This is a genomic window from Algoriella xinjiangensis (genome assembly GCF_900115015.1).
In the GTDB taxonomy this organism is placed as follows: Bacteria; Bacteroidota; Bacteroidia; order Flavobacteriales; family Weeksellaceae; genus Empedobacter; species Empedobacter xinjiangensis.
This window is the reverse complement of record NZ_FOUZ01000019.1, coordinates 17,883-38,294: the sequence shown is the minus strand read 5'-3', so window position 1 is coordinate 38,294 and position 20,412 is coordinate 17,883. Positions and strand designations below refer to the sequence as shown.

Genomic DNA, 20,412 nt, shown 5'->3' with positions numbered 1-20,412 from the left:
CTGCCTGCGCCGATGGTACTGCTATTGCGGGAGAGTAGGTCGTCGCCAGTTTTTATAAAGAGTCTCAAGATTTATTTCTTGAGACTTTTTTTATGCAGTAAAGTCTGGGAAAGAGATTTAAGACTTAAGATTTAAAGACTTATTACTTAGAACTCAAAACTTAACTTGCGTTCCTGAAACGAGTTCAGGATGACGGGATGGATAAATTGATTGTATTGTCAAATAGATTGTGATAGGATTCTTCGCTGCGCTCGGAATGACAAGGTGAGTTTTCTTATAAACTTAGGACTTAAGTCTTATATCTTACTTCTAAAAATTCATCACTCAATACTTAATCTTCTTGCATTATTTCTTTTCGGTGGAGTTTTCCCCAATCAACTAAAACGTTGATTATTTCTTTTGTAGATTCACCGTATTTGGTAATCGAATATTCTACGGTTACAGGTTTTGTGTCTTTAACTTCGCGATGAACCAATTTATTAGCTTCCAAATCTTTTGATAACATCTTTGCAGAAATTCCTGTAATATCACGCTCCATTTTTTTGAAAGTATTACTTATATCTTGTCGTTGAATAAGATAATGTAAGATTAATAGTTTCCATTTTCCTCCTAAAATATCTAATGTATCATTCATTGCCAGTAGATTTGTACTGCATGCTGGTGGATCTGAAATTGGTTTTTTCATCTGGTAGTTTCTTTTAGGTTACTAGTTACCAAAAGGTAACTCATATCAAATATAATTTAAATAGGTGTAATTTTATTGTAGAAATCAATTAAATAATGAAAGAGACTGTTTTAATAACTGGAGCAAATAGTTTTATTGCAAGCCATTTAATTCCAATTTTAGAAAAAGAATATACTGTAAAATTATTAACAAGAAAGCCTAAGTCAGCCAATGAGTTTGAGTGGGATGTTCATAAAAAAACGATTGATACAAATGCTTTAGACGATGTAAATTACATTGTGCATTTGGCAGGATCTAAGTTGAATGATGGTACGCCATTAACAGCAGAACGCCAAGCGTTGGTGTACGAAAGTAGAATTGGTACAGCTAATTTTTTACGAGATGAATTAAAAAAGCGCAATCAAACGCTTAAAGCTTTTGTTTCGGCTTCGGCAATTGGTTATTATAGTTTTCAAGATAATACGCTCGAGATTGACGAAAATGGAGAAAAAGGTTCTGGTTTTGCTGCCGATTTGAGTGATGATTGGGAAAAAGCTGCCGATTTATTTAAGATAGATAATGTTGCAGCGCATGTTTCTAAGATTAGAGTTTCATTGGTTTTGGGTACAAATGATGGAATTTTACCAATGTATGAAAATATTTTAAAATCGAACCCGCAAGCTGTTTTTCAACCTAACGATAGTGCGGTGGCGTGGAATCACGTTGAAGATATGGCGGGTATTTTTGCGTTTGCTGTACAAAATCAACTCGATGGTGTATATAATTCAGTAGCACCAAAAGCGGCTTCTCAGCAAGATATTTACAAAGCAATTTCGGATGAATTAAACTTAAATTCGCCACAAACTATTCAAGCATTTCGTGGTCAACATTTGGTTTCAAAAAGTATTCAAGGAAAAGGATTCGTATTTAAGTTTCCTGAAATTCAAGGAGCGATTCATAATTTATTACAAAATCAATAAGCTCTCAATCACAATCTAAACAATTATGTCAACAAGAAATATAGAAAAATTATTGCATCCCGGAACGTTCAACTGGGTTGGAAATGCATTTTATACGACTTCATTTATCGGTAAAGGAAATATTTCGCATCGTAGAATGGATCCTTTTTTTGCGATTGGTTACAATGCAGATATTGATTTTGAAGCAGAAGAAATTCCAAGAGGTGTTGGTGCGCATCCACACAAAGGTTTCGAAACGGTGACATTAGCCTATAAAGGTAAAATTGCACACAAAGATAGTCGCGGTAATCATGGTGTTATTGGCGAAGGCGATGTGCAATGGATGACGGCTGGTTCTGGTGTTTTGCATCAAGAATACCACGAAGAAATTGGGCTAAGAATGGCGGAACTTTTCAGATGGTACAAATGTGGATGAATTTACCAGCTAAAGATCGCGAAGTAAAACCGCAATATCAAGATTTATTATTTGATGAAATGACGCGTGTTAATTTAGAAAATAATGGTGGTTTTGTAAATGTAATTGCTGGCGAATACAAAGGAAATAAAGGAAAAGGAACTACTTTTTCGCCAATAAATTTATTTAATGTTTATTTGAATAATGGTGGAAAAACTGATTTTGAATTTCCAAATACATACAACACGGCATTTTTAGTGATTAACGGTGATGTTCTTGTAAATGGAACAGAAAACGTAAGCAAAGATAGTTTTGCAATGCTAGAGAATGATAACGGAGATATGTTTACTTTAGAAGCTACATCAAATCATACAATTATTTTGGTGATGAGTGGCGAACCGCTAAACGAGCCAATTGCGCATTATGGTCCGTTTGTGATGAATACGCAAGAGCAATTAAAAACTACTTTTGAAGAGTTTAAAGCAGGAAAATTTGGCACATTATAAATTAAAAAACTCGCTTCAAAAGAAGCGAGTTTTTGTTAACGATTATATGAAATGAAACAAATCTCGGTCATTTAAAAAATTAAAATGAGTGCGGGTTTTATCTTGTTGTTCTTTATCAATTTCGAATTGTAGAATTTCGGGATGATTATTTAGTTGTACTACATCTTCGCCCAACGTATCAAACAAATGCGAATCACCTTTGTAATCTAAATTATACCCATCTACACCAATTCTATTAACGCCAGCAATAAAACTCATGTTTTCTATTGCACGTGCTTTTAGAAGTGAAATCCAAGCTTCTCTGCGGGCTTTTGGCCAATTGGCATTGCATAAAATTAAATCGTACGGATTTTCTTCTGTATTTCTAATCCACGCTGGAAATCTTAAATCATAACAAACAATTGGTCTAATTTGCCAACCTTTATAATCTATCGTTACAATTTTATCACCTGCAGAATATACGCCAGCTTCTTTTCCGTAGCTAAACAAATGTTTTTTATCGTAAATATAAATGGATCCGTTTGGGCTAATAAAATAAAAACGATTAAAATATTTATCATTTTCGTGCGTAGAAATACTACCAGCAACCGCTGTATTTAATTCTTTCGCTTTATGTTGCATCCATTCAAACGTTTTACCAAATGGCTTTTGCGCAATTTTTTCGACATTCATAGAGAAACCCGAAGCAAACATTTCTGGTAAAAGAATAATATCTGTTTGATGATCTTTTAGTAAAACGTCTAAATAAGACTGATTAGCTTCTGCATCTTCCCAAATAATATCAAATTGAATTAAAGATATTTTAAGTTTATTTTGATGTTCCATTGCCTATAAATTTTTGATCCAATTTTGGATTATTAAATGTATTGATGATGTAATATGTAAAGATAAAAATAAAAAAACCAATCATTGCGCCACCAATTGTATCGATAGCAAAATGGCGCGATAAATAAATTCGACTAATTGCAATACTAGGAAAAAGTAAAGAATAAAAGAATTGCAACCAACGATTTTTGGTTAATAAACAAAGCATCATTCCAATCACAACAGCGGTTAGCGAATGTCCCGACGGAAAAGTTGATAACATTTGTACAGGATAATCTTTCACCAAATTGATGTGAATATTTTTGAGCGTAAAATAATATCCAGGACGTAAAATTTGGTCAAAAAATTCTTTCTTAAAAAATACACTGATAATAGATGCGACAGATTCTGCAACAAATAAATACCCAAACATGCGAGGTGTTTTCTTGAATAATAAGAAAGCCAAAACGATAAAGAATAAATAATAGGTACCAAAATCGGTATAAAAAACAAAGAATTTATCGAAGAATGAATCGTGATATTGATTAAAATATAAATGTAATTCGTCTCGACCAAAATATTGAGTCAAAGCTAATGCTGCAAAATTGTAAATAAAAAATACAACAAAAAAAGGCCAAATACGAATAAATAAATCTTTTTGAGAAGTCATTAATGGTAGATTTATTTCAAAAATAAGCAAAAAAAAACTTGGCACAAGCCAAGTTTTAAAACGTTTTAATTATGTGATATAAATTATTTTACTTTTTCTACGATTGCTTTGAAAGCTTCTGGTTGATTCATCGCTAAGTCAGCTAAAACTTTACGATTTAATTCTACACCAGCTTTTTTAACAGCTCCCATGAATTGAGAATAAGACAATCCGTGTAATCTTGATCCAGCGTTGATTCTTTGAATCCATAACGCTCTGAAATTTCTTTTCTTTTGACGTCTATCACGGTAAGCATAAACTAAACCTTTTTCTACTGCATTTTTAGCAACAGTCCAAACATTTTTTCTTCTTCCGAAATATCCTTTAGCAAGTTTTAAAACTTTTTTTCTTCTAGCTCTTGACGCAACTGCGTTTACTGATCTTGGCATAATTTTTAATTTTTTTGTACTAGGCGAGCAAAAATTGCTTCTTGATTAGCCTATTTACAGGGTTAATGTTTAATTAATAAACCAAATAAGAACAAGTTCTTATTTTAATCTTAATTGTTGTTTTACTGATTTTAAATCAGCTTTGTCAACTAAACCAGTTTGAGTTAAATTTCTCTTTTGTTTAGTCTCCTTTTTTGTTAGGATGTGGCTTTTAAAAGCGTGTTTTCTTTTAATTTTACCTGTTCCTGTTAATTTGAAACGTTTTTTCGCTCCAGATTTTGTTTTTAATTTTGGCATGATTACAAATTATTAAAAATTAAAACGTTTTTATTTTTTGAGACGATAAAACCTAAATTATTTTTTAGGTCCCATCATCATAATCATTCTTTTACCTTCAAGTTTTGGCAGTTGTTCTACTTTACCAACATCTTCCAATTCTTGTGCTAAACGTAACAATAAAATTTCTCCTTGATCTTTAAAGATAATAGAACGTCCTTTAAAGAAAACATACGCTTTCAATTTTGAACCTTCTTCTAAGAAAGATCTTGCATGACGTTTTTTGAAATCATAATCATGGTCATCAGTTTGCGGACCAAAACGTATTTCTTTTACGACAACTTTTTGTTGCTTAGCTTTAAGTTCTTTCTCTTTTTTCTTTTGTTCGTATAAGAATTTTTTATACTCTACGACACGACAAACAGGTGGAATGGCTTTTTCACTGATCATTACCAAATCCAAATTTTGCTCTTGAGCTAACTCTAAAGCTTTTGAAATTGGATAAACTCCAGGTTCAATACCTTCTCCGACAACGCGTACTTCTTTTGCGTCAATCTTATCATTGATCTTGTGTTGATCTTCCTTAATTACTCTGGCTGGTCCTCTGCCGCCTTTTCTTCTTATTGCGATAGTATTCTGTTTTTAAATTATTTTAATTTGATTTGCTCCTTCATAAAAGCGATAAACTCTTCGATAGTCATCTCTCCTAAGTCACCTTCTCCGTGTCGTCTAACAGAAACTGTTCCGTTTTCTGCCTCTTTTTCACCGATGACTAACATGAATGGAATTTTATTGATTTCGGCATCACGAATTTTTTTACCAGTTTTCTCATTTCTACTGTCAATCAATCCGTTAATTTCTTCCTCAGCCAGCAAATTTAAGACTTTTTCTCCATATTCTACATATTTTTCGCTAATTGGCAAAATTGTGTATAAATCTGGTGTTAACCAAAGTGGTAAATTACCTGCTGTATTTTCTAACAAAATAGCGATGAAACGTTCCATAGAGCCAAATGGCGCACGGTGAATCATTACTGGTCTGTGTTTTTCGTTGTCTGCTCCTACGTAAGTTAAATCAAAACGTTCTGGTAAATTATAATCCACTTGGATTGTTCCTAATTGCCATTGACGTCCTAATGCATCTTTCACCATGAAGTCTAATTTTGGACCATAAAAAGCGGCTTCACCATATTCTACAACAGTTGATAAACCTTTATCGTCTGCTGCTGTAATAATAGCTTGTTCTGCTTTTGCCCAGTTTTCATCAGATCCGATATATTTTTCTTTGTTCTCTGGATCTCTTAATGAGATTTGAGCCGAATAATTATCAAATCCAAGATTTTTGAATACATATAAAACTAAATCAATTACTTTTTTAAATTCTTCTAATAATTGATCTGGTGTACAAAAAATGTGTGCATCATCTTGTGTAAATCCACGTACACGTGTTAATCCGTGTAATTCGCCTGATTGCTCGTAACGGTAAACTGTTCCAAATTCTGCATAGCGTTTTGGTAAGTCGCGGTACGACCATTGCGAAGTTTTGTAGATTTCACAGTGGTGAGGACAATTCATTGGTTTTAACAAAAATTCTTCTCCTTCGTTTGGTGTTTTAATTGGCTGAAAACTATCTGCACCATATTTTGCATAATGACCAGATGTTACATACAATTCTTTTTGACCAATGTGAGGTGTTACGACCATTTCGTAACCTAATTTTGTTTGTTGCTTTAATAAGAAGTTTTCTAATTTTCTTCTTAATGAAGCTCCTTTTGGTAACCATAATGGTAAACCAGCACCAACTTTTTCTGAGAAAGCAAATAAACCTAATTCTTTACCTAATTTACGGTGATCACGTTTTTTGGCTTCTTCTAAAAGTTCTAGATATTCTGTTAAATCTTTTTGTTTTGGGAATGTGATTCCGTAAACACGTGTTAACATTTTATTTTTTTCGTCTCCTCTCCAGTATGCTCCAGCAACGCTTAAAATTTTAGCAGCTTTTACAATTCCTGTGTTTGGAATGTGACCTCCACGACATAAATCTGTGAAGTTATCGTGTGTACAAAATGTAATATCTCCATCAGTTAAGTTAGAAATTAATTCATATTTGTACTCATTGTCTTTGTAAGTTTCTAATGCTTCTGCTTTAGAAACTGAATATAATTTGAATTCTGCTTTTTTCTTTGCGTTTTCAAGCATTGCTTTTTCAATTTTCGCAAAGTCAGCTTCTGTCAATTTATCTTCACCAAAATCAACATCGTAATAAAAACCTTTTTCTATTGCAGGTCCTATTGTTAATTTTGCATTCGGATAAAATTCTAAAATAGCCTGTGCTAACAAGTGAGCAGATGAATGCCAAAAAGCTTTTTTACCCATCTCATCATTCCAGGTCAACAATTTGATCGTAGCATCCGTCGTAATTGGGGTTGTTACCTCAACTTGATTATCGTTTACAATAGCCGAAATTACATTACGTGCTAAACCTTCACTAATGCTCTGAGCAATCTCCATAGGAGTTACACTACTCTCATACTGTCTTACACTTCCATCTGGAAGAGAAATGTTTATCATCTTTCTTTTAGAATTTGTACTAAGATGCAAAAATACGTTTTTTATCGTAGTTCTAAAAATTTTTAAAGGGTTGATTTTAGCTGAATTCAAATAAAAAATTATGCAGGGAAATTACAGCGTAAAACTGATGAATAAATTTGAATGAAAATGATTGATTTAGAACATGAAAAAACCTATCAAAAGTAGATAGGTTTCTGGTATTTTATGTTTGCAAAATATAGATTTATACGGCAAATTATGTAAGTTTTATTCGTGAGAAGAAAGTAGAAGTGATGTTAATTTATCCATTAAATCTAATTCTCTTAATTTGTTATGAATAGCAGTTAATTCGTCTTCATTTGGTGTTTTGTTTTTACTAATAACATCGTAACCTTCTGGCGTAAATAATGTTTTTTCGAAGTGAATAATTAACCAATCTAAATTTTCGGCTGTGTATATAATTTCCCAATTACTGGTTATTATACTTTTTAATCCTTCACCACGCCACATAAAAGATGTATTGTCTTTATTTAAAGATTCGTCCCAACCAATTATGCTTTTTATTTTACCATTTGACAGATAATTAACTTCATCTTTTAAACCTAAAATTCCATTTCTTTCTTCGGTTATATAGGTAAAAGTTGGGCGTATTTTATCTCCTTTTAACCACATTGGGAAATTCGTATAAATTACAGACCAAACTCCTTCTAATTGTTCTATTTTCATATTTGATTTGTATTATGATTCATAATATCAATGAAATAATCAGTCCAAAGGACAATACGAAATGTTAAGATTTAGTAAAAATGATTTGGTTATGAGTTAATATTTGACTTTAAAACACAAAAAAACCTATCTGACGTAGATAGGTTTTTTGATTGTATATTTTAAGTTCGTGCTCTTCGTATGTAGAGGAATAAAGTTAATAAACCGAAAACAATATTCGGTATCCAAGCCGCTATAAATGGAGAAACGTATCCTTTTTCTGAAAAAGTAGATGTTGTTTGCGAAAAGAAAATGTAGACAAATGCCAAGGCAATTCCGACCGCTAAATTCATTCCAATTCCACCACGACGTTTTTTTGATGATAGCGATAATGCTAAAAGCGTCAAAATAATGGTCGAAAATGGATTACTAATTCGCGCATTTAGTTCGTTTTCGTAGGTATTTACGTTGGCAGAACCTTTTGCTTTTTGCTTCTCAATAAATTTATTTAATTCAAATGTATTCATTGTTTCGGCAACATATTCTTCAGGCAAAATTTCGTCTGGCGTTGCAGGAAGTTTCATTTTAAAATTAGGTAAATATTCTAATTTCTCTGTTTTGTCTTTGTTTATTTCGCGTTGATAAACGCTCATCAAAGCATAAGTAGAATCTTTGTCATCCCAATTAAAACTAGATGCAATAACTTGTTTTTTAAGCTCTGTCGAATCAAATTTTTGATACATAAATGAGCTTCCTAATTTTTCTGTTCTGTCATAACTATCCACAAAAACAAATTCGTTAGGCGAAACTTGCGAGCCAATTCGTTGCCTTTTATAATATTCCTCTTTATCGGTATTACTAAGTAAATGGACGTATTGATATTTATTTTTATTGATATTTGCCCAAGGCAATACAATGTTACCGACAAGCATTGCCGAAACTGCAAGAAATATTGCGACCCAAAGATAAGGAAGCGTAAAGCGATAAAAACTAATACCACCCGAAAGTATACCTACAATTTCTGTTTGCATTGTTAAACGCGAGGTGAAATAGATAACGGTGATAAAAACAGCAATTGGTAAAAATGTGTTGACAATCCAAATTGTCCAAAACGGATAAAATTCGGTTAAGGCAACAAATGCTGTGGAACCACTATCGTTAATACGTCCTAATTTCTGACTAAGATCGACGATTACGGCGATTGTTGACAGGATTAAAACCATAAAGATAAAGGTTCCGATAAAGTTTCGGATGATGTATTTATCGATAATTTTCAAACTACAAGCGTTTTTTTAGTTGAGGCACAATTTGTTCTTTCCATTGTGCGAAATCTCCTGCTAAGATATGTTCTCTTGCAACTCTTACCAAATCTAAATAAAATGCAAGATTATGGATAGATGCAATTTGTTTTCCTAAAGATTCGTTGGCATTAAACAAATGACGCACATAGGATTTTGAATAAAAACTATCAACGTAACTTGTTCCACTTTCGTCTAAAGGTTCAAAACAATCTTTCCATTTTGCATTTTTCATGTTCATTACACCGTTCCATGTAAACAACATACCGTTACGTGCGTTACGAGTTGGCATTACACAGTCAAACATATCAACACCAAGTGCAATACACTCAATAATATTCCAAGGTGTACCAACACCCATTAAATAACGAGGTTTATCTTGTGGTAAAATTTCGGTTACAATATCCGTCATTTCGTACATTATTGGTTCTGGTTCACCAACAGATAATCCACCAATAGCGTTTCCTTCAGCTCCAAAATCTGAAATATATTTGGCAGATTCCTGACGCAAATCTTTAAAATCATTTCCTTGTACAATAGGGAAAAGAGTTTGTTTGTGTCCGTAATATTCAGGATTATTATCTAACCAAGTTCTACAACGCTCTAACCAACGATGTGTAACATGCATGGCACGTTTTGCATCGTGATATTTTGCAGGAATACCAGTTAATTCGTCAAAAGCCATAAAAATATCACCACCAATAAAACGTTGAATTTCCATTGATTTTTCTGGTGTAAACATGTGATAAGATCCATCGATGTGCGATTTGAAACGTACACCTTCTTCAGATTTTTTGCGACTTGTTGACAAAGAATAAACTTGAAATCCACCAGAATCTGTTAAAATTGGTTTTTGCCAGTTCATAAATTGATGCAAACCACCTGCTTTATGTAAAATATCGGTTCCTGGACGTAAATACAAATGATAAGTATTTCCAAGAATGATTTGGGCTTTTATATCTTCTTCTAATTCACGTTGGTGAACAGATTTTACTGTACCAACTGTACCAACGGGCATAAAAATGGGTGTTTGTATTTTACCGTGATCGGTTTCTACAACTCCAGCTCTTGCCTTAGAAAATTCGTCTTTTTTATCGATTGAAAATTTCATAGTGTGCAAAGATATTAATTGTTTATATTCTTGCGAGTTGGTTTCGAAAAAAATAACAAAAAAATAAGGATAAAGTTTCCCTTACCCTTATTTTATCACCACAAAAATTATATTATTTTGTAAAACGTAATGACATTTTACGGTCCGAAGCTCTTTCTTCATCTGTAGCAGTTTCTGCCACTTTCGCAAATTCAGAACCATAACCTTCTGCACTAATTACTTGTGCACCAACGCCAAGTTTAGTTAATTCAGATTTTAAGTAATCTGCACGTTTTTGAGAAAGTTGTTTGTTGTCTTCTGCTTTTCCAACTTTGTCCGTATAAGCACCAATTTTGATTTTTGCTGCAGGATATTTTTTAAGGATAGCTGCTAAATTATCTAATTGTACTTCAGATCCTGGCTCTAATTGATCTGTTTTTCCGAATACGAAATTTACATTATCAAAATTGAACCATTTTTCTTTTAATTGATCTTCTGTTAAGTTGGCATAATCAGGAGATTTGATAAATGTTATAACTTGTTGCTCTAATCCGTTTGCGTATGCTTTTAAGGCAACACCATCTAAATCTACAGTAGAAATTGTTCGTGTTGTTGTTACTACAGCTGCAGTATCAGTTAAAATTGTATCAGTTGTAGTTGTTGTGTTTGTAACAGTTGCATCATCTTTTTTATTGCAATATTTTAACAATAAAAATGCACCTAAAGCAACAATTAATAATGGAATTAACCATTTCCAAAAGCTAGAACCTCCACCATCAGTATTGTGTGTTTCTGCGTAAGCATCAACTGGCGCTACATAAGGTGCTTCTACTGGTTCTACATCTACTATTTTTTTAGTTTCAGTAATTGTTTCAGTAACTTTATCTTTAGCAATATCTATTGTTTCAGTAATTTTAGGAGAATCATGAAAGAAACTTCCTAAACCTAATGCTCCAAGACCTAAACCTGCAGGTAATAATGCAATAATTTTGTCTTTTGCTCCTTCTAAAAATCCGAAGAAATCATTTTCTTTTACATGTTGAAATTCGGCTTCTTTACCAATCGATCCAAAAGTTGTTAAAGCAGTAATGTCTAATAATTTTGAAGAAGAACTTGTAGAAATACCTGCATATTCTGCAACTTTAGAAATAATTGGTTGTGCGTTACTTCCTAATAAATCTGTAATAAGTTCTTTGATTGTGTCTGGTGTAGTAGCTTCTGCATTAATATTAGCTAAGCCGCGCGAAGCACCAAAAGTTTTGATGGTATGAAATAAACCTGTAGTCGAATTCTTTTTATCCAATACACTTCCTAATAAAATTGGAATAAACGCATTGATGGCTTTTGATACGCCAGAGTCGCTTTCTCCTAATTCTGAAGAAAGGCTCGAAATAAGATTTGGAGTAAAATGCTCCTTTACTAAGTCAATAATGTTCATAGTCTTAAAATTTTTGTAATTAAATAGTTTTATTGGTTGTAATTGGTTCTTTACTAATATTGTACCAATTTTTATAATCTATTAAAAATAGTTAAAAAAAACATTAAAAACTCATTTTTTTGAAAAGATGTTAGTTTGGTATTATTTTTATGCACAGAACAAGAAAAAAATTATGCAAGAACAAGATCAGGTTGATAGTTTACAAGATGTCATCACAACGCCATTTAAAGATTTAGAGTATTTAACAAATATCCTTGTAACAAAAGGATCAGAAATAGGTTGGAGTTTAGTTTCTGCCCTTTTAACCTTAACAATTGGATTATGGTTAGCAGGAAAACTAAAGAAATTAATCGAAAAAAGAATGATTGCCCGAAATGTAGATTTATCTATTCGTACATTTCTTATTCCGATTATAAACATTATCCTGAAAATGATGGTAATTGTCTTTGTCGTTTCCCGATTAGGATTAGACGCATCAGGATTTATTGCTGCTTTAGGTGGCGCAGGTTTAGCAATTGGTTTGGCTTTGCAAGGTTCTTTATCCAATTTTGCAGCCGGAATTTTAATCATCCTTTTCAAACCTTTTAAAGTTGGCGATTATATTGTTTCGCAAGGAAATGAAGGAAGTGTAGAATCTATCAGTATTCTAAATACGGTTATTGTAACTGCAAAAGGACAAGTTGTTACGTTGCCAAATGCCAATTTATTTAATAATCCAATTATTAATTATTCGATAAAAGAATACCGTCGTTTAGATATTAATATGGGAATTTCTTATGATGACGATTTTGAGAATGCGCAAAAAGTTTTGTTAGAAGTTTTAGAGAAAAATGAATTGGTAGATGATACACAACCCAAAACGGTTGAAATTTTAGAATTTGCAGCAAGTAGTGTTAATTTAGCGGTAAGATGTTATGTGAAAAATAGCGATTATTGGACGGCTTATTGGCAATTGTATCGTGCTGTGAAAAAGGCTTTAGATGAAAATAACATATCTATGCCTTATCCACATACCGAAATGATTATCAAAAACGAAAATTCGACAACTATTCCTTTTGATAACAAAGATTAATGAGAGTTTTTATCTTAATAATTTCAATTTTTTCTTCTGCGCATCTTTTTGCGCAGAAAGAATTAATTGATACACATCTTAATTCAGATTTTTACGCCACACAATTCACCGGATTTTATCTTTATGATCCTGCAACCAAAACAGAAATCTATAATTATAACGGTAACAAATATTTTATACCAGCTTCTAACACCAAGATTTTTACGTTGTATACAGCAATGAAAATGTTGAATGATTCGATTCCTGCGTTTAAATATCAATTTGTAGGAGATGAATTGCATATTGAAGGAACGGGCGATCCGACTTTTTTGCATCCAAAATATAAAAATAATAAAGCAGTAGATTTTTTAAAGAATAAGGGAACTAAAATCGTTTTTCATTGGAATAATTTTGATGAAGAATCTTTTCTACCAGGTTGGACTTGGGACGACTTTAGAAAAGATTATTCACCCGAGCGAAGCCAATTTCCAATTAACGAAAACATGGTTTCTATTTCTAAAATAGGAACTGCAATCAAAACTTTTCCGATTTATTTTGAAGGTTTAACCGAAATAAAAGAAGCTATAGAACCGAGAGATTTTTATGATAATAAATTTTATATCAGTCAGAAAAAACGTTCAGAAAAAGTTCCATTTATTGTAAACGAAACGGTGATAGAAAAATCGTTGTCCGAGATTTTAGGAAAATCGGTTGACATGGTAAAAACGCCAATGTTACAAAACCCGAAAGTGTTTTATAGTTTTAAGACAGATGATGTTTACAAAGAAATGATGGAAAATAGCGACAATTTTTTAGCAGAACATTTGTTGCTTTTGGCATCGAGTACCATGCAAGGAAAATTGAGTAGTAAGCAAGTTATAAATTATTCGAAACGAAATTTTTTGAAGGATTTAAAACAACAACCCGAATGGATTGATGGTTCTGGATTATCGCGTTATAATTTGTTTACGCCGCAAAATTTTGTACAAGTTTTAGATAAATTATACAATGAATTTTCTACAGAACGTTTGTTTGCTATTTTTCCGGTTGGTGGAAAAACGGGAACAATTAAAAATAGATACAAAGATGTTGCCGCGCCGTATTTGTATGCAAAAACGGGCACATTGAATAATAATGTAACGTTGAGTGGTTATTTGAAAACGAAAAGTGGACGAACGTTAATTTTTAGTTTACTGAATAATAATTCGACCAAAGATTTATCTTTAATTCGAAATGAGAACGAAAAATTGTTGCGAATTGTACGCGATAATTACTAAAATAGAAAGCATAAAAAAACCTCTAAATTTGGAGGTTTTTTTTATATTATTTAGAATGTCATTTTTAAGACTTCGTTTCCGCTTGTTAAGGAAAATGTTTTTCGATTATTTTTGACATCAACATTTACAATATTTTGTTGATCGTTAAAAACATCTGTCAACAATCCTATTCGCATTTCTAACGAACTGATATCGCTAACTTGTCCTACCTTATAAAAAATACGTGTTGATTTGTCGTTTACAGAATAAATGAAATCCGTCGCATTTACACTTTTTCCGTTTACTTTAACATCAACTTTATTATTTACATAAGCTTTCAGTTTATTTTCGAAAGCAGATTTGTTAGCCACACTTTCTCCTACAGCTTTTTCTAAATGTGCTGTAAAAAAACGATACGTAATGTTTAGTGTACCCGTTTCTTGTTCGTAATCAACTTTTATATTTGAGGTATGAAAGTCTTGCGCATTAAGATTAAGAGCGACAAAAACCAGTAGTAAAGAAAATAGATATTTAAAGTATTTCATTTTCAAATTATTTTATACTTATCTAATTCAAACCAAGTGCCAAAGAGACAAAAGTTTGTAATAAGTTTATTTTTGTTTGATTTAAACGTAATTATAGTGATAAAATTATGTGTTATCTCGTAAAATAAAAAGAGTATTAACGTATTAATACTCTTTCTGTAGATATTTTAAATTTTAATTAAGCAAACCAAACGTTGTATGGTATTCTACTTAATATACATGCTAATCCAATTAGTGCAAAAACAGTAACTTTCATTGGTACAGTTGTCGATCTTTTAAGTTTTGCGTTTGCAATTGTCATAAAGATAACACCAGCAATCATCATCATTGGATGTTCTACAAAAGTTAATCTTAGTCCTTTGTCAGCCATAATATTTGATGGTTCTAAAGAAGTAAACATCATAATGTAATACACTAAACCTACTAATAATTGTACGTGAAAAGTAATTGTTGTAAATAAACCAATTTTTTTAATTGTTGCGTCAGTATCTTTTTTAGAGATTGCATAAATCAATGTTGAGATAACAAAGACAACACCCATCAAGATTGTTAAATAAGCCCAACCGCTATGAAATTGTTTGATAAAATCCATTTTTCTAATTTTAATTTTTCAAGACAAAAATACTAAACCTTTTCACAAAAATACTATCTCCTGATATTTATGTGTTTTGGAAACAAAAAATTAGGGTTTTTTAGATTAACGAATTTCTTGTAATTTCGCGCAAAATAATTATCCGAAATGGGAAAAGATAAAATCAGAAGATTTAACGAAAACAAAACTTTTGACAATGTAGTTCAGCCAACAAGAGACGAAGCATTAGATAATTTTGCATTAAAAGGAAATTGGAATAAAGATTTTTTTAAGAATGATAATCCAATTGTTTTAGAATTAGGTTGTGGAAAAGGAGAATATACGGTTGCAATGGCGCGTAGAGATCCTTCTCGTAATTTTATTGGTGTAGATTTAAAAGGTGCAAGATTTTGGCGTGGTGCAAAAACATGTTTAGAAGAAGGTATAACTAACGCTGGTTTTTTACGTACACAAATCGAAATTATAGATGATTTATTTGCCGAAAACGAAGTAAGCGAAATTTGGATTACTTTCCCAGATCCACAAATAAAATTTAAAAGAACAAAACACCGTTTAACTCATCCCGAATTTTTGAGACGTTATAATACAATTCTTAAACCAGAAGGAACAGTTAATCTAAAAACAGATTCTGAGTTTTTACACGGTTATACGCATGGTGTAATTCAGTTAGAAGGACACGAAGTTGTTCGTTCTACACACGATGTTTATCACCCAGATCATTCGGATATTCCTGCAATTGTAACGGAAGTACAAACGTATTACGAATCGATGTTTTTAGAAGAAGGTAAAAAAATTACATTTCTAAAATTTCAATTAAAATATTAAATTCAAAATCCATCTTTTTAGATGGATTTTTTTATGCCAAATAAATTATAAGTTATTAAAAATCATATCTTCGTATTACACTAATATGATTTTTATGAAACTAAATACTTTACTTTTTACATTACTCACTACATCGTCTGTTTTTTTATCAGCTCAAGAAAAAGAAGATTTTATTTATGCAAATATGGAAACCGTAAATGCAAATCATCTTCAGCAAGAAAATCCGAAATCTATTCAAATACTTTCTTCAAAAAATGGAATTTCGGCCATTTATTTTGATCCAGAAATTGCGCATAGTTTACACCATAAATTTGCGCACGGACATGGTTATATTTATAGAGAATCAGAAAATTCTGCAATTAATTCTTTAGAAGTTGTAACTAAAAAAGTAACTCAACAATTTAATTATACCATTACAGAACAAGTTTACGTAAACAAAATTCTGAATGATGTTGATCCAAAAGAAATCGAAAAAAATATTTTGCTTTTAGAAGGGTTTAAAACACGCTTTCATAAACGACAAGAAGCAAATGATGCGGTTTACAAAATGAAAGAAGTTTGGGAAAAAATAATAGCAGATTATGGACGAACAGATGTTGCAGTGAAAGTTGTAGACCACGTTGGGACACCAATGAAATCGTTGATTTTAACAATTAATGGAAACTCTAAATCTGATGAATATGTAATTATTGGCGGACATATAGATTCTATTGTTAGTTGGGGAGATGGAACGCAAGAAAATGCACCTGGAGCAGATGATAACGCTTCGGGAATTTCAACAATTACAGAAGTGATTCGTGTTTTGTTAAAAAATAATTTTAAACCAGAACGCACAACGCAAATGATGGCGTATGCAGCAGAAGAAATTGGCTTGGTTGGTTCGTCGGAAATTGCAAAACAATATGCCGCAGATGGTAAAAATGTAGTGAGTTATTTACAATTTGATATGACGAATTACAAAGGTTCTGCAAAAGATGTAATCTTGATGACAGATGCTTATTGCGATGCGAATTTAAATGCTTATTTAATGCAATTGATGGATGTTTACAACACATCTGGTATGCATCAATTTACGTATGATACATCAAAATGTGGTTATGGTTGTTCGGATCATTATAGTTGGGCAGAAAATGGTTTTCCCGCAACTTTACCATTTGAATCAAAAATGAATGAAGATAATCCAAAAATTCATTCAACAAGTGACACCTATGCGTTTATGGGAAATACAGCAAATCATGCTGCGAAGTTTACAAAATTAGGAATTGAATTTGTTGTAGAAACGGCTAAATCAGCAACTTTATCTACAGACGATTTAAACGCCGTTTTATCAAAAATTTATGTAGAAAATAAAACACTGAATTATAGATTTAATACAAATTCTAATTATTCAATTCAAATTGTAGATGCTTCTGGTCGACAATTAATAAATCTTACCAATAAATCTGCAAACGGAAATGTAGATTTATCAAATTTAAATGCAGGATTTTATGTTGCAGTTTTTAAAGATAACTCTGGTAAAACGACATCACACAAAATAATTATCAAATAAATTATTTCAACAAGAAGCTAAAATATAAAACAATAAAAAAGCAAGCTTTTCAGCTTGCTTTTTTATTAAAATTTTATCTAAATCTTAGTTGTTTAAACTTTGTAAATAAGAAACCCAACCTAAAGTTTGGTATTCTTTTGCAGCAGTTTTTACATCAGCCGCTTTGTAAATTCCACGACCAACAATCATAAAGTCGGTATGGTAATTTTTAAAAACCAATTCAGGCGTATTGTATTGCTGACCTTTGCTATCTCCAGTCGAAGAAATATTAACACCAGGTGTAAATAACAATAAATTATCTGGAACTTGGCGTTGCGCAACAGCACCTAAAACATTTCCTGATTCTTCTGAAACATTAATTGCTTTTGTAAAATAATAATCATCTGTTAAAGTTCCTTTCGAAGACATTTCTACAATTGTAATAACACCTGTGTTTTCAAAAACTTTTAACGATTCTAAACCTCCAATTGGATGTACAGTTACTAAATCTGCCCAATCAGAAATTTTATAAATAGATTTTTTAAATTGTAATTCTTGTGTATTTCCGATATCTCCAAACTTGCGATCTTCAAATAATAAAAATTGTTTTTCGCGTGCGATTTCTTTCAATTCTACGATTAAATTATCAGAGAAATCTTGAATAATATCAGAATGTAATTTTAAAGCAACAATATGATCACCAACTTTCTTAGCGAAATCAATAATCTCTGCAGAAGTAATCAAATCAGCAGAAGCAATCAAGTTTGATTGTTTTCTTAAAGCCAATTCTACCAAACGTTTTCCTACCGGATGAACGATTTTTTTATTTTCTAATGCAATACGTTGTTTTGATGGAGCTGCTTCTGGTGGTAAAGCCAAAAAGTCTTTTATTTTTTTTGTTTCAGCATCGCTCAAACGGTGATATTTATGTAAAATATCAATTACTTCGTTTATTGTAAATAACGTTTTTACGTTATAACCTTGCTCTTTTAATTTATCAGAACCACCTTGTTCACGATCCAAAACGACAACTAAATCTTTTACACGTAAACCTTCGCGCTCTACTTGATCTATTGTTTCTAATAAAGATTGTCCCGAAGTAATAACATCCTCAACCAAAAGACAAGATTGTCCTTCTGCAAAAACACCTTCTACCATACGTTTTGTACCGTAACCTTTGTTTTCTTTACGTTTGATGATTAATGGAATGTTAGATGTTAAACTCATTGTAGTTGCCATTGGCAAAGCCGCGTAAGGCACACCACAAATCAAATCGTAGTCAACATCTTCTACTAAATCTAATAAATTATTTGCTAAAGTTTTTAGTAATTGTGGACTTGAAGCTAAAGGTCTTAAATCGACGTAGAAAGGAGATTCAATACCACTTTTTAAAGTAAAATTTCCAAATTTTATAATTCCAAGCTCGTAAGCTTTCAACAAAAAATCTTCTCTTGGTTGCATTTGCGTAATGTTTGAGCAAAGTTAATAGGTTTTTGAGTGATTTGTAGCATTTTCTAAAAAATTCTTTTCAATTGAATAAAAATTCAATATTCATACATTATAAGCTCAAAAATCGTTTTTAAATGGAATTTTATAAATTTTTGACCAACAATTTGCGATGGTTTTAAATAAAAACTTCATAAATAAACTTTACTTTTGACTATTAAGAACAATCACAAATGAAAAAATATATTTTAGCTAGTTTCGCATTGGTTAGTGTGCTAGCTTCTGCACAAGAAACACCATTCAAATTCAAAGAATTAGTTAACAACGCTGCTTTGCCAATTATTAGCCAAGGAAAAACGGGTACATGTTGGTCATTTTCTACGACGTCTTTTTTAGAATCTGAGGTAAAACGTTTAACAGGAAAAGATGTTGATTTGTCAGAAATGTACAATGTTCGTTATACCTATCCTGTAAAAGCGTATAATTATGTTTATCGCCAAGGAAAAGCGCAATTTAGCGAAGGTGGTTTGTCGCACGATGTTTTAAATTCTGTTCGTAAAAATGGATTGGTTCCAAATTCAGAATATACTGGTTTTACTGCTGGAACAGATGAAAAACATAACCATGAAATGTTAGTAAAAGATTTAAAAGTTGGTTTAGATTCAATCGTTAAAAATCCTAAAAAGTTTTTGACAAAAGATTGGAAAACAAATTTTGATCAAAAATTAAATAAAAAGTTAGGCGTTCCTCCAACAAAATTTAAATTTGAAGGAAAAGAATATACGCCAGAAGAATTTGCAAAAGCACTTAAAATTAACCCAGATAATTATGTTACGCTAACTTCTTTTGAGCAAGCGCCATATTATTCTCAGTTTATTTTACAAGTTCCAGACAATTTTTCAAACGGTTCATATTATAATTTACCGTTAGACGAATACATGAAAGTTTTGGACGAAGCTTTGTACAGCGGTTTTACAGCAGCATTTGATACAGATGTTTCAGAGAAAACATTTTCTAAAAAATATGGAATGGCAATTTGGCCTTCAGAAGGTTTAGAGAAAGATTATTTTACAGAAATTTTACCAGAAAAATGGGTGACAGCTGACGAACGTCAAGCAGGGTTTGAAAATTATTCGACAGAAGACGATCACTTAATGCACATTACAGGAATTTTGAAAGATCAATTGGGAAATCAATATTATGATGTTAAAAATTCTTGGGGAACAAACGATTTAGGAAATAATGGTCATATTTATATGTCAAAACCATTTTTCAGAATGAAATCTATTGCTTTTACGGTTCACAAAGACGCGTTGTCTAAAGAAGTAAAAAAGCAATTGGGTATAAAATAACAACTACAAAGAGAC

At 31.7% G+C, this 20,412-nt stretch carries 20 protein-coding genes and 1 pseudogene; 7 read left to right on the top strand and 14 right to left on the bottom strand.

The features are described from left to right. Window positions 1–331: 331 nt before the first annotated feature. Window positions 332–685, bottom strand: coding sequence for a winged helix-turn-helix transcriptional regulator (locus tag BM072_RS14735; protein WP_092910384.1), 354 nt, complete (start codon window positions 683–685; stop codon window positions 332–334). A gap of 95 nt (window positions 686–780) precedes the next feature. Between BM072_RS14735 and BM072_RS14730 the strand changes: the two genes are divergently transcribed. Both BM072_RS14730 and BM072_RS14725 read left to right on the top strand, forming a co-directional pair. Then, window positions 781–1,644, top strand: a complete 864-nt coding sequence (locus tag BM072_RS14730; protein ID WP_092910383.1) for an NAD-dependent epimerase/dehydratase family protein — start codon at window positions 781–783, stop codon at window positions 1,642–1,644. 25 nt (window positions 1,645–1,669) lie between these two features. Beyond that, window positions 1,670–2,544, top strand: a pseudogene (locus BM072_RS14725) (pirin family protein). A gap of 42 nt (window positions 2,545–2,586) precedes the next feature. On the opposite strand, the gene BM072_RS14720 reads toward BM072_RS14725, so the two are convergent. The 10 genes from BM072_RS14720 to BM072_RS14675 form a co-directional block, all read right to left on the bottom strand. Then, window positions 2,587–3,369 (bottom strand): nitrilase-related carbon-nitrogen hydrolase, encoded by a 783-nt coding sequence (locus BM072_RS14720; protein ID WP_092910380.1) that lies wholly within the window; start codon window positions 3,367–3,369, stop codon window positions 2,587–2,589. Next, a complete protein-coding gene (locus tag BM072_RS14715) occupies window positions 3,353–4,018 on the bottom strand; it encodes a phosphatase PAP2 family protein (RefSeq protein WP_092910378.1) in 666 nt (221 codons plus the stop codon). The genes BM072_RS14720 and BM072_RS14715 overlap by 17 nt, the downstream gene beginning before the upstream one ends. Window positions 4,019–4,101: 83 nt before the next feature. Continuing rightward, entirely contained in the window at window positions 4,102–4,446 is a 345-nt protein-coding gene (gene rplT / locus BM072_RS14710; protein ID WP_092910375.1) for a 50S ribosomal protein L20, read from the bottom strand. Window positions 4,447–4,545: 99 nt separating this feature from the next. Continuing rightward, entirely contained in the window at window positions 4,546–4,743 is a 198-nt protein-coding gene (rpmI, locus tag BM072_RS14705) for a 50S ribosomal protein L35 (protein WP_092910373.1), read from the bottom strand. A 57-nt stretch (window positions 4,744–4,800) separates the two neighbouring features. Further along, complete coding sequence (gene infC, locus BM072_RS14700; protein ID WP_092910370.1) at window positions 4,801–5,310, bottom strand: translation initiation factor IF-3; 510 nt, start codon at window positions 5,308–5,310, stop codon at window positions 4,801–4,803. 59 nt (window positions 5,311–5,369) lie between these two features. Beyond that, window positions 5,370–7,292 carry a threonine--tRNA ligase gene (thrS, locus tag BM072_RS14695; protein WP_092910366.1) on the bottom strand — a complete coding sequence of 641 codons (1,923 nt, stop codon included), beginning with the start codon at window positions 7,290–7,292 and terminating at the stop codon, window positions 5,370–5,372. Between the two features lie 246 nt (window positions 7,293–7,538). Beyond that, the gene (locus BM072_RS14690) at window positions 7,539–7,997 is read right to left on the bottom strand and encodes a hypothetical protein (RefSeq protein ID WP_092910361.1); all 459 of its coding nucleotides are present in this window, start codon (window positions 7,995–7,997) and stop codon (window positions 7,539–7,541) included. Window positions 7,998–8,158: 161 nt separating this feature from the next. Beyond that, a complete protein-coding gene (locus BM072_RS14685) occupies window positions 8,159–9,253 on the bottom strand; it encodes an LptF/LptG family permease (RefSeq protein WP_092910357.1) in 1,095 nt (364 codons plus the stop codon). 1 nt (window position 9,254) lies between these two features. After that, window positions 9,255–10,385: a tRNA guanosine(34) transglycosylase Tgt gene (gene tgt / locus BM072_RS14680; protein WP_092910354.1), complete on the bottom strand. Its 1,131-nt coding sequence runs from the start codon at window positions 10,383–10,385 to the stop codon at window positions 9,255–9,257. Window positions 10,386–10,497: 112 nt separating this feature from the next. Continuing rightward, window positions 10,498–11,802, bottom strand: a complete 1,305-nt coding sequence (locus BM072_RS14675) for an OmpA family protein (protein WP_092910349.1) — start codon at window positions 11,800–11,802, stop codon at window positions 10,498–10,500. A 172-nt stretch (window positions 11,803–11,974) separates the two neighbouring features. On the opposite strand from BM072_RS14675, the gene BM072_RS14670 reads away from it, so the two are divergent. Together BM072_RS14670 and BM072_RS14665 are read left to right on the top strand one after the other, a co-directional pair. Beyond that, a complete protein-coding gene (locus BM072_RS14670; protein ID WP_092910390.1) occupies window positions 11,975–12,874 on the top strand; it encodes a mechanosensitive ion channel family protein in 900 nt (299 codons plus the stop codon). Continuing rightward, entirely contained in the window at window positions 12,874–14,130 is a 1,257-nt protein-coding gene (locus BM072_RS14665; RefSeq protein WP_092910345.1) for a D-alanyl-D-alanine carboxypeptidase/D-alanyl-D-alanine-endopeptidase, read from the top strand. Before BM072_RS14670 ends, BM072_RS14665 begins: the two co-directional genes overlap by 1 nt. A 50-nt stretch (window positions 14,131–14,180) precedes the next feature. Here the strand turns inward: BM072_RS14665 and BM072_RS14660 are convergent, their stop codons facing one another. Both BM072_RS14660 and BM072_RS14655 read right to left on the bottom strand, forming a co-directional pair. Then, a complete protein-coding gene (locus tag BM072_RS14660; RefSeq protein WP_092910342.1) occupies window positions 14,181–14,654 on the bottom strand; it encodes a DUF6702 family protein in 474 nt (157 codons plus the stop codon). 178 nt (window positions 14,655–14,832) lie between these two features. Further along, a complete protein-coding gene (locus tag BM072_RS14655) occupies window positions 14,833–15,246 on the bottom strand; it encodes a hypothetical protein (protein WP_092910338.1) in 414 nt (137 codons plus the stop codon). A 147-nt stretch (window positions 15,247–15,393) separates the two neighbouring features. Here BM072_RS14655 and trmB point away from each other — a divergent pair, with 147 nt between their 5' ends. Then, a complete protein-coding gene (gene trmB / locus BM072_RS14650) occupies window positions 15,394–16,071 on the top strand; it encodes a tRNA (guanosine(46)-N7)-methyltransferase TrmB (RefSeq protein WP_092910335.1) in 678 nt (225 codons plus the stop codon). Window positions 16,072–16,165: 94 nt separating this feature from the next. Continuing rightward, a complete protein-coding gene (locus BM072_RS14645) occupies window positions 16,166–17,620 on the top strand; it encodes a M20/M25/M40 family metallo-hydrolase (RefSeq protein ID WP_177190326.1) in 1,455 nt (484 codons plus the stop codon). 84 nt (window positions 17,621–17,704) lie between these two features. Here BM072_RS14645 and BM072_RS14640 read toward each other — a convergent pair whose 3' ends face one another. Next, window positions 17,705–19,060, bottom strand: a complete 1,356-nt coding sequence (locus BM072_RS14640) for an orotate phosphoribosyltransferase (RefSeq protein ID WP_092910324.1) — start codon at window positions 19,058–19,060, stop codon at window positions 17,705–17,707. A gap of 218 nt (window positions 19,061–19,278) precedes the next feature. On the opposite strand from BM072_RS14640, the gene BM072_RS14635 reads away from it, so the two are divergent. Beyond that, window positions 19,279–20,397, top strand: a complete 1,119-nt coding sequence (locus BM072_RS14635) for a C1 family peptidase (RefSeq protein WP_092910316.1) — start codon at window positions 19,279–19,281, stop codon at window positions 20,395–20,397. Window positions 20,398–20,412: the final 15 nt, after the last annotated feature.

Bases quoted from the DNA above. Each gene is read 5' to 3' on its own strand.
- BM072_RS14735 (WP_092910384.1), bottom strand. From the start codon at position 685: ATGAAAAAACCAATTTCAGATCCACCAGCATGCAGTACAAATCTACTG.
- BM072_RS14730 (WP_092910383.1), top strand. From the start codon at position 781: ATGAAAGAGACTGTTTTAATAACTGGAGCAAATAGTTTTATTGCAAGC.
- BM072_RS14720 (WP_092910380.1), bottom strand. From the start codon at position 3,369: ATGGAACATCAAAATAAACTTAAAATATCTTTAATTCAATTTGATATT.
- BM072_RS14715 (WP_092910378.1), bottom strand. From the start codon at position 4,018: ATGACTTCTCAAAAAGATTTATTTATTCGTATTTGGCCTTTTTTTGTT.
- rplT (WP_092910375.1), bottom strand. From the start codon at position 4,446: ATGCCAAGATCAGTAAACGCAGTTGCGTCAAGAGCTAGAAGAAAAAAA.
- rpmI (WP_092910373.1), bottom strand. From the start codon at position 4,743: ATGCCAAAATTAAAAACAAAATCTGGAGCGAAAAAACGTTTCAAATTA.
- thrS (WP_092910366.1), bottom strand. From the start codon at position 7,292: ATGATAAACATTTCTCTTCCAGATGGAAGTGTAAGACAGTATGAGAGT.
- BM072_RS14690 (WP_092910361.1), bottom strand. From the start codon at position 7,997: ATGAAAATAGAACAATTAGAAGGAGTTTGGTCTGTAATTTATACGAAT.
- tgt (WP_092910354.1), bottom strand. From the start codon at position 10,385: ATGAAATTTTCAATCGATAAAAAAGACGAATTTTCTAAGGCAAGAGCT.
- BM072_RS14675 (WP_092910349.1), bottom strand. From the start codon at position 11,802: ATGAACATTATTGACTTAGTAAAGGAGCATTTTACTCCAAATCTTATT.
- BM072_RS14670 (WP_092910390.1), top strand. From the start codon at position 11,975: ATGCAAGAACAAGATCAGGTTGATAGTTTACAAGATGTCATCACAACG.
- BM072_RS14665 (WP_092910345.1), top strand. From the start codon at position 12,874: ATGAGAGTTTTTATCTTAATAATTTCAATTTTTTCTTCTGCGCATCTT.
- BM072_RS14660 (WP_092910342.1), bottom strand. From the start codon at position 14,654: ATGAAATACTTTAAATATCTATTTTCTTTACTACTGGTTTTTGTCGCT.
- BM072_RS14655 (WP_092910338.1), bottom strand. From the start codon at position 15,246: ATGGATTTTATCAAACAATTTCATAGCGGTTGGGCTTATTTAACAATC.
- trmB (WP_092910335.1), top strand. From the start codon at position 15,394: ATGGGAAAAGATAAAATCAGAAGATTTAACGAAAACAAAACTTTTGAC.
- BM072_RS14645 (WP_177190326.1), top strand. From the start codon at position 16,166: ATGAAACTAAATACTTTACTTTTTACATTACTCACTACATCGTCTGTT.
- BM072_RS14640 (WP_092910324.1), bottom strand. From the start codon at position 19,060: ATGCAACCAAGAGAAGATTTTTTGTTGAAAGCTTACGAGCTTGGAATT.
- BM072_RS14635 (WP_092910316.1), top strand. From the start codon at position 19,279: ATGAAAAAATATATTTTAGCTAGTTTCGCATTGGTTAGTGTGCTAGCT.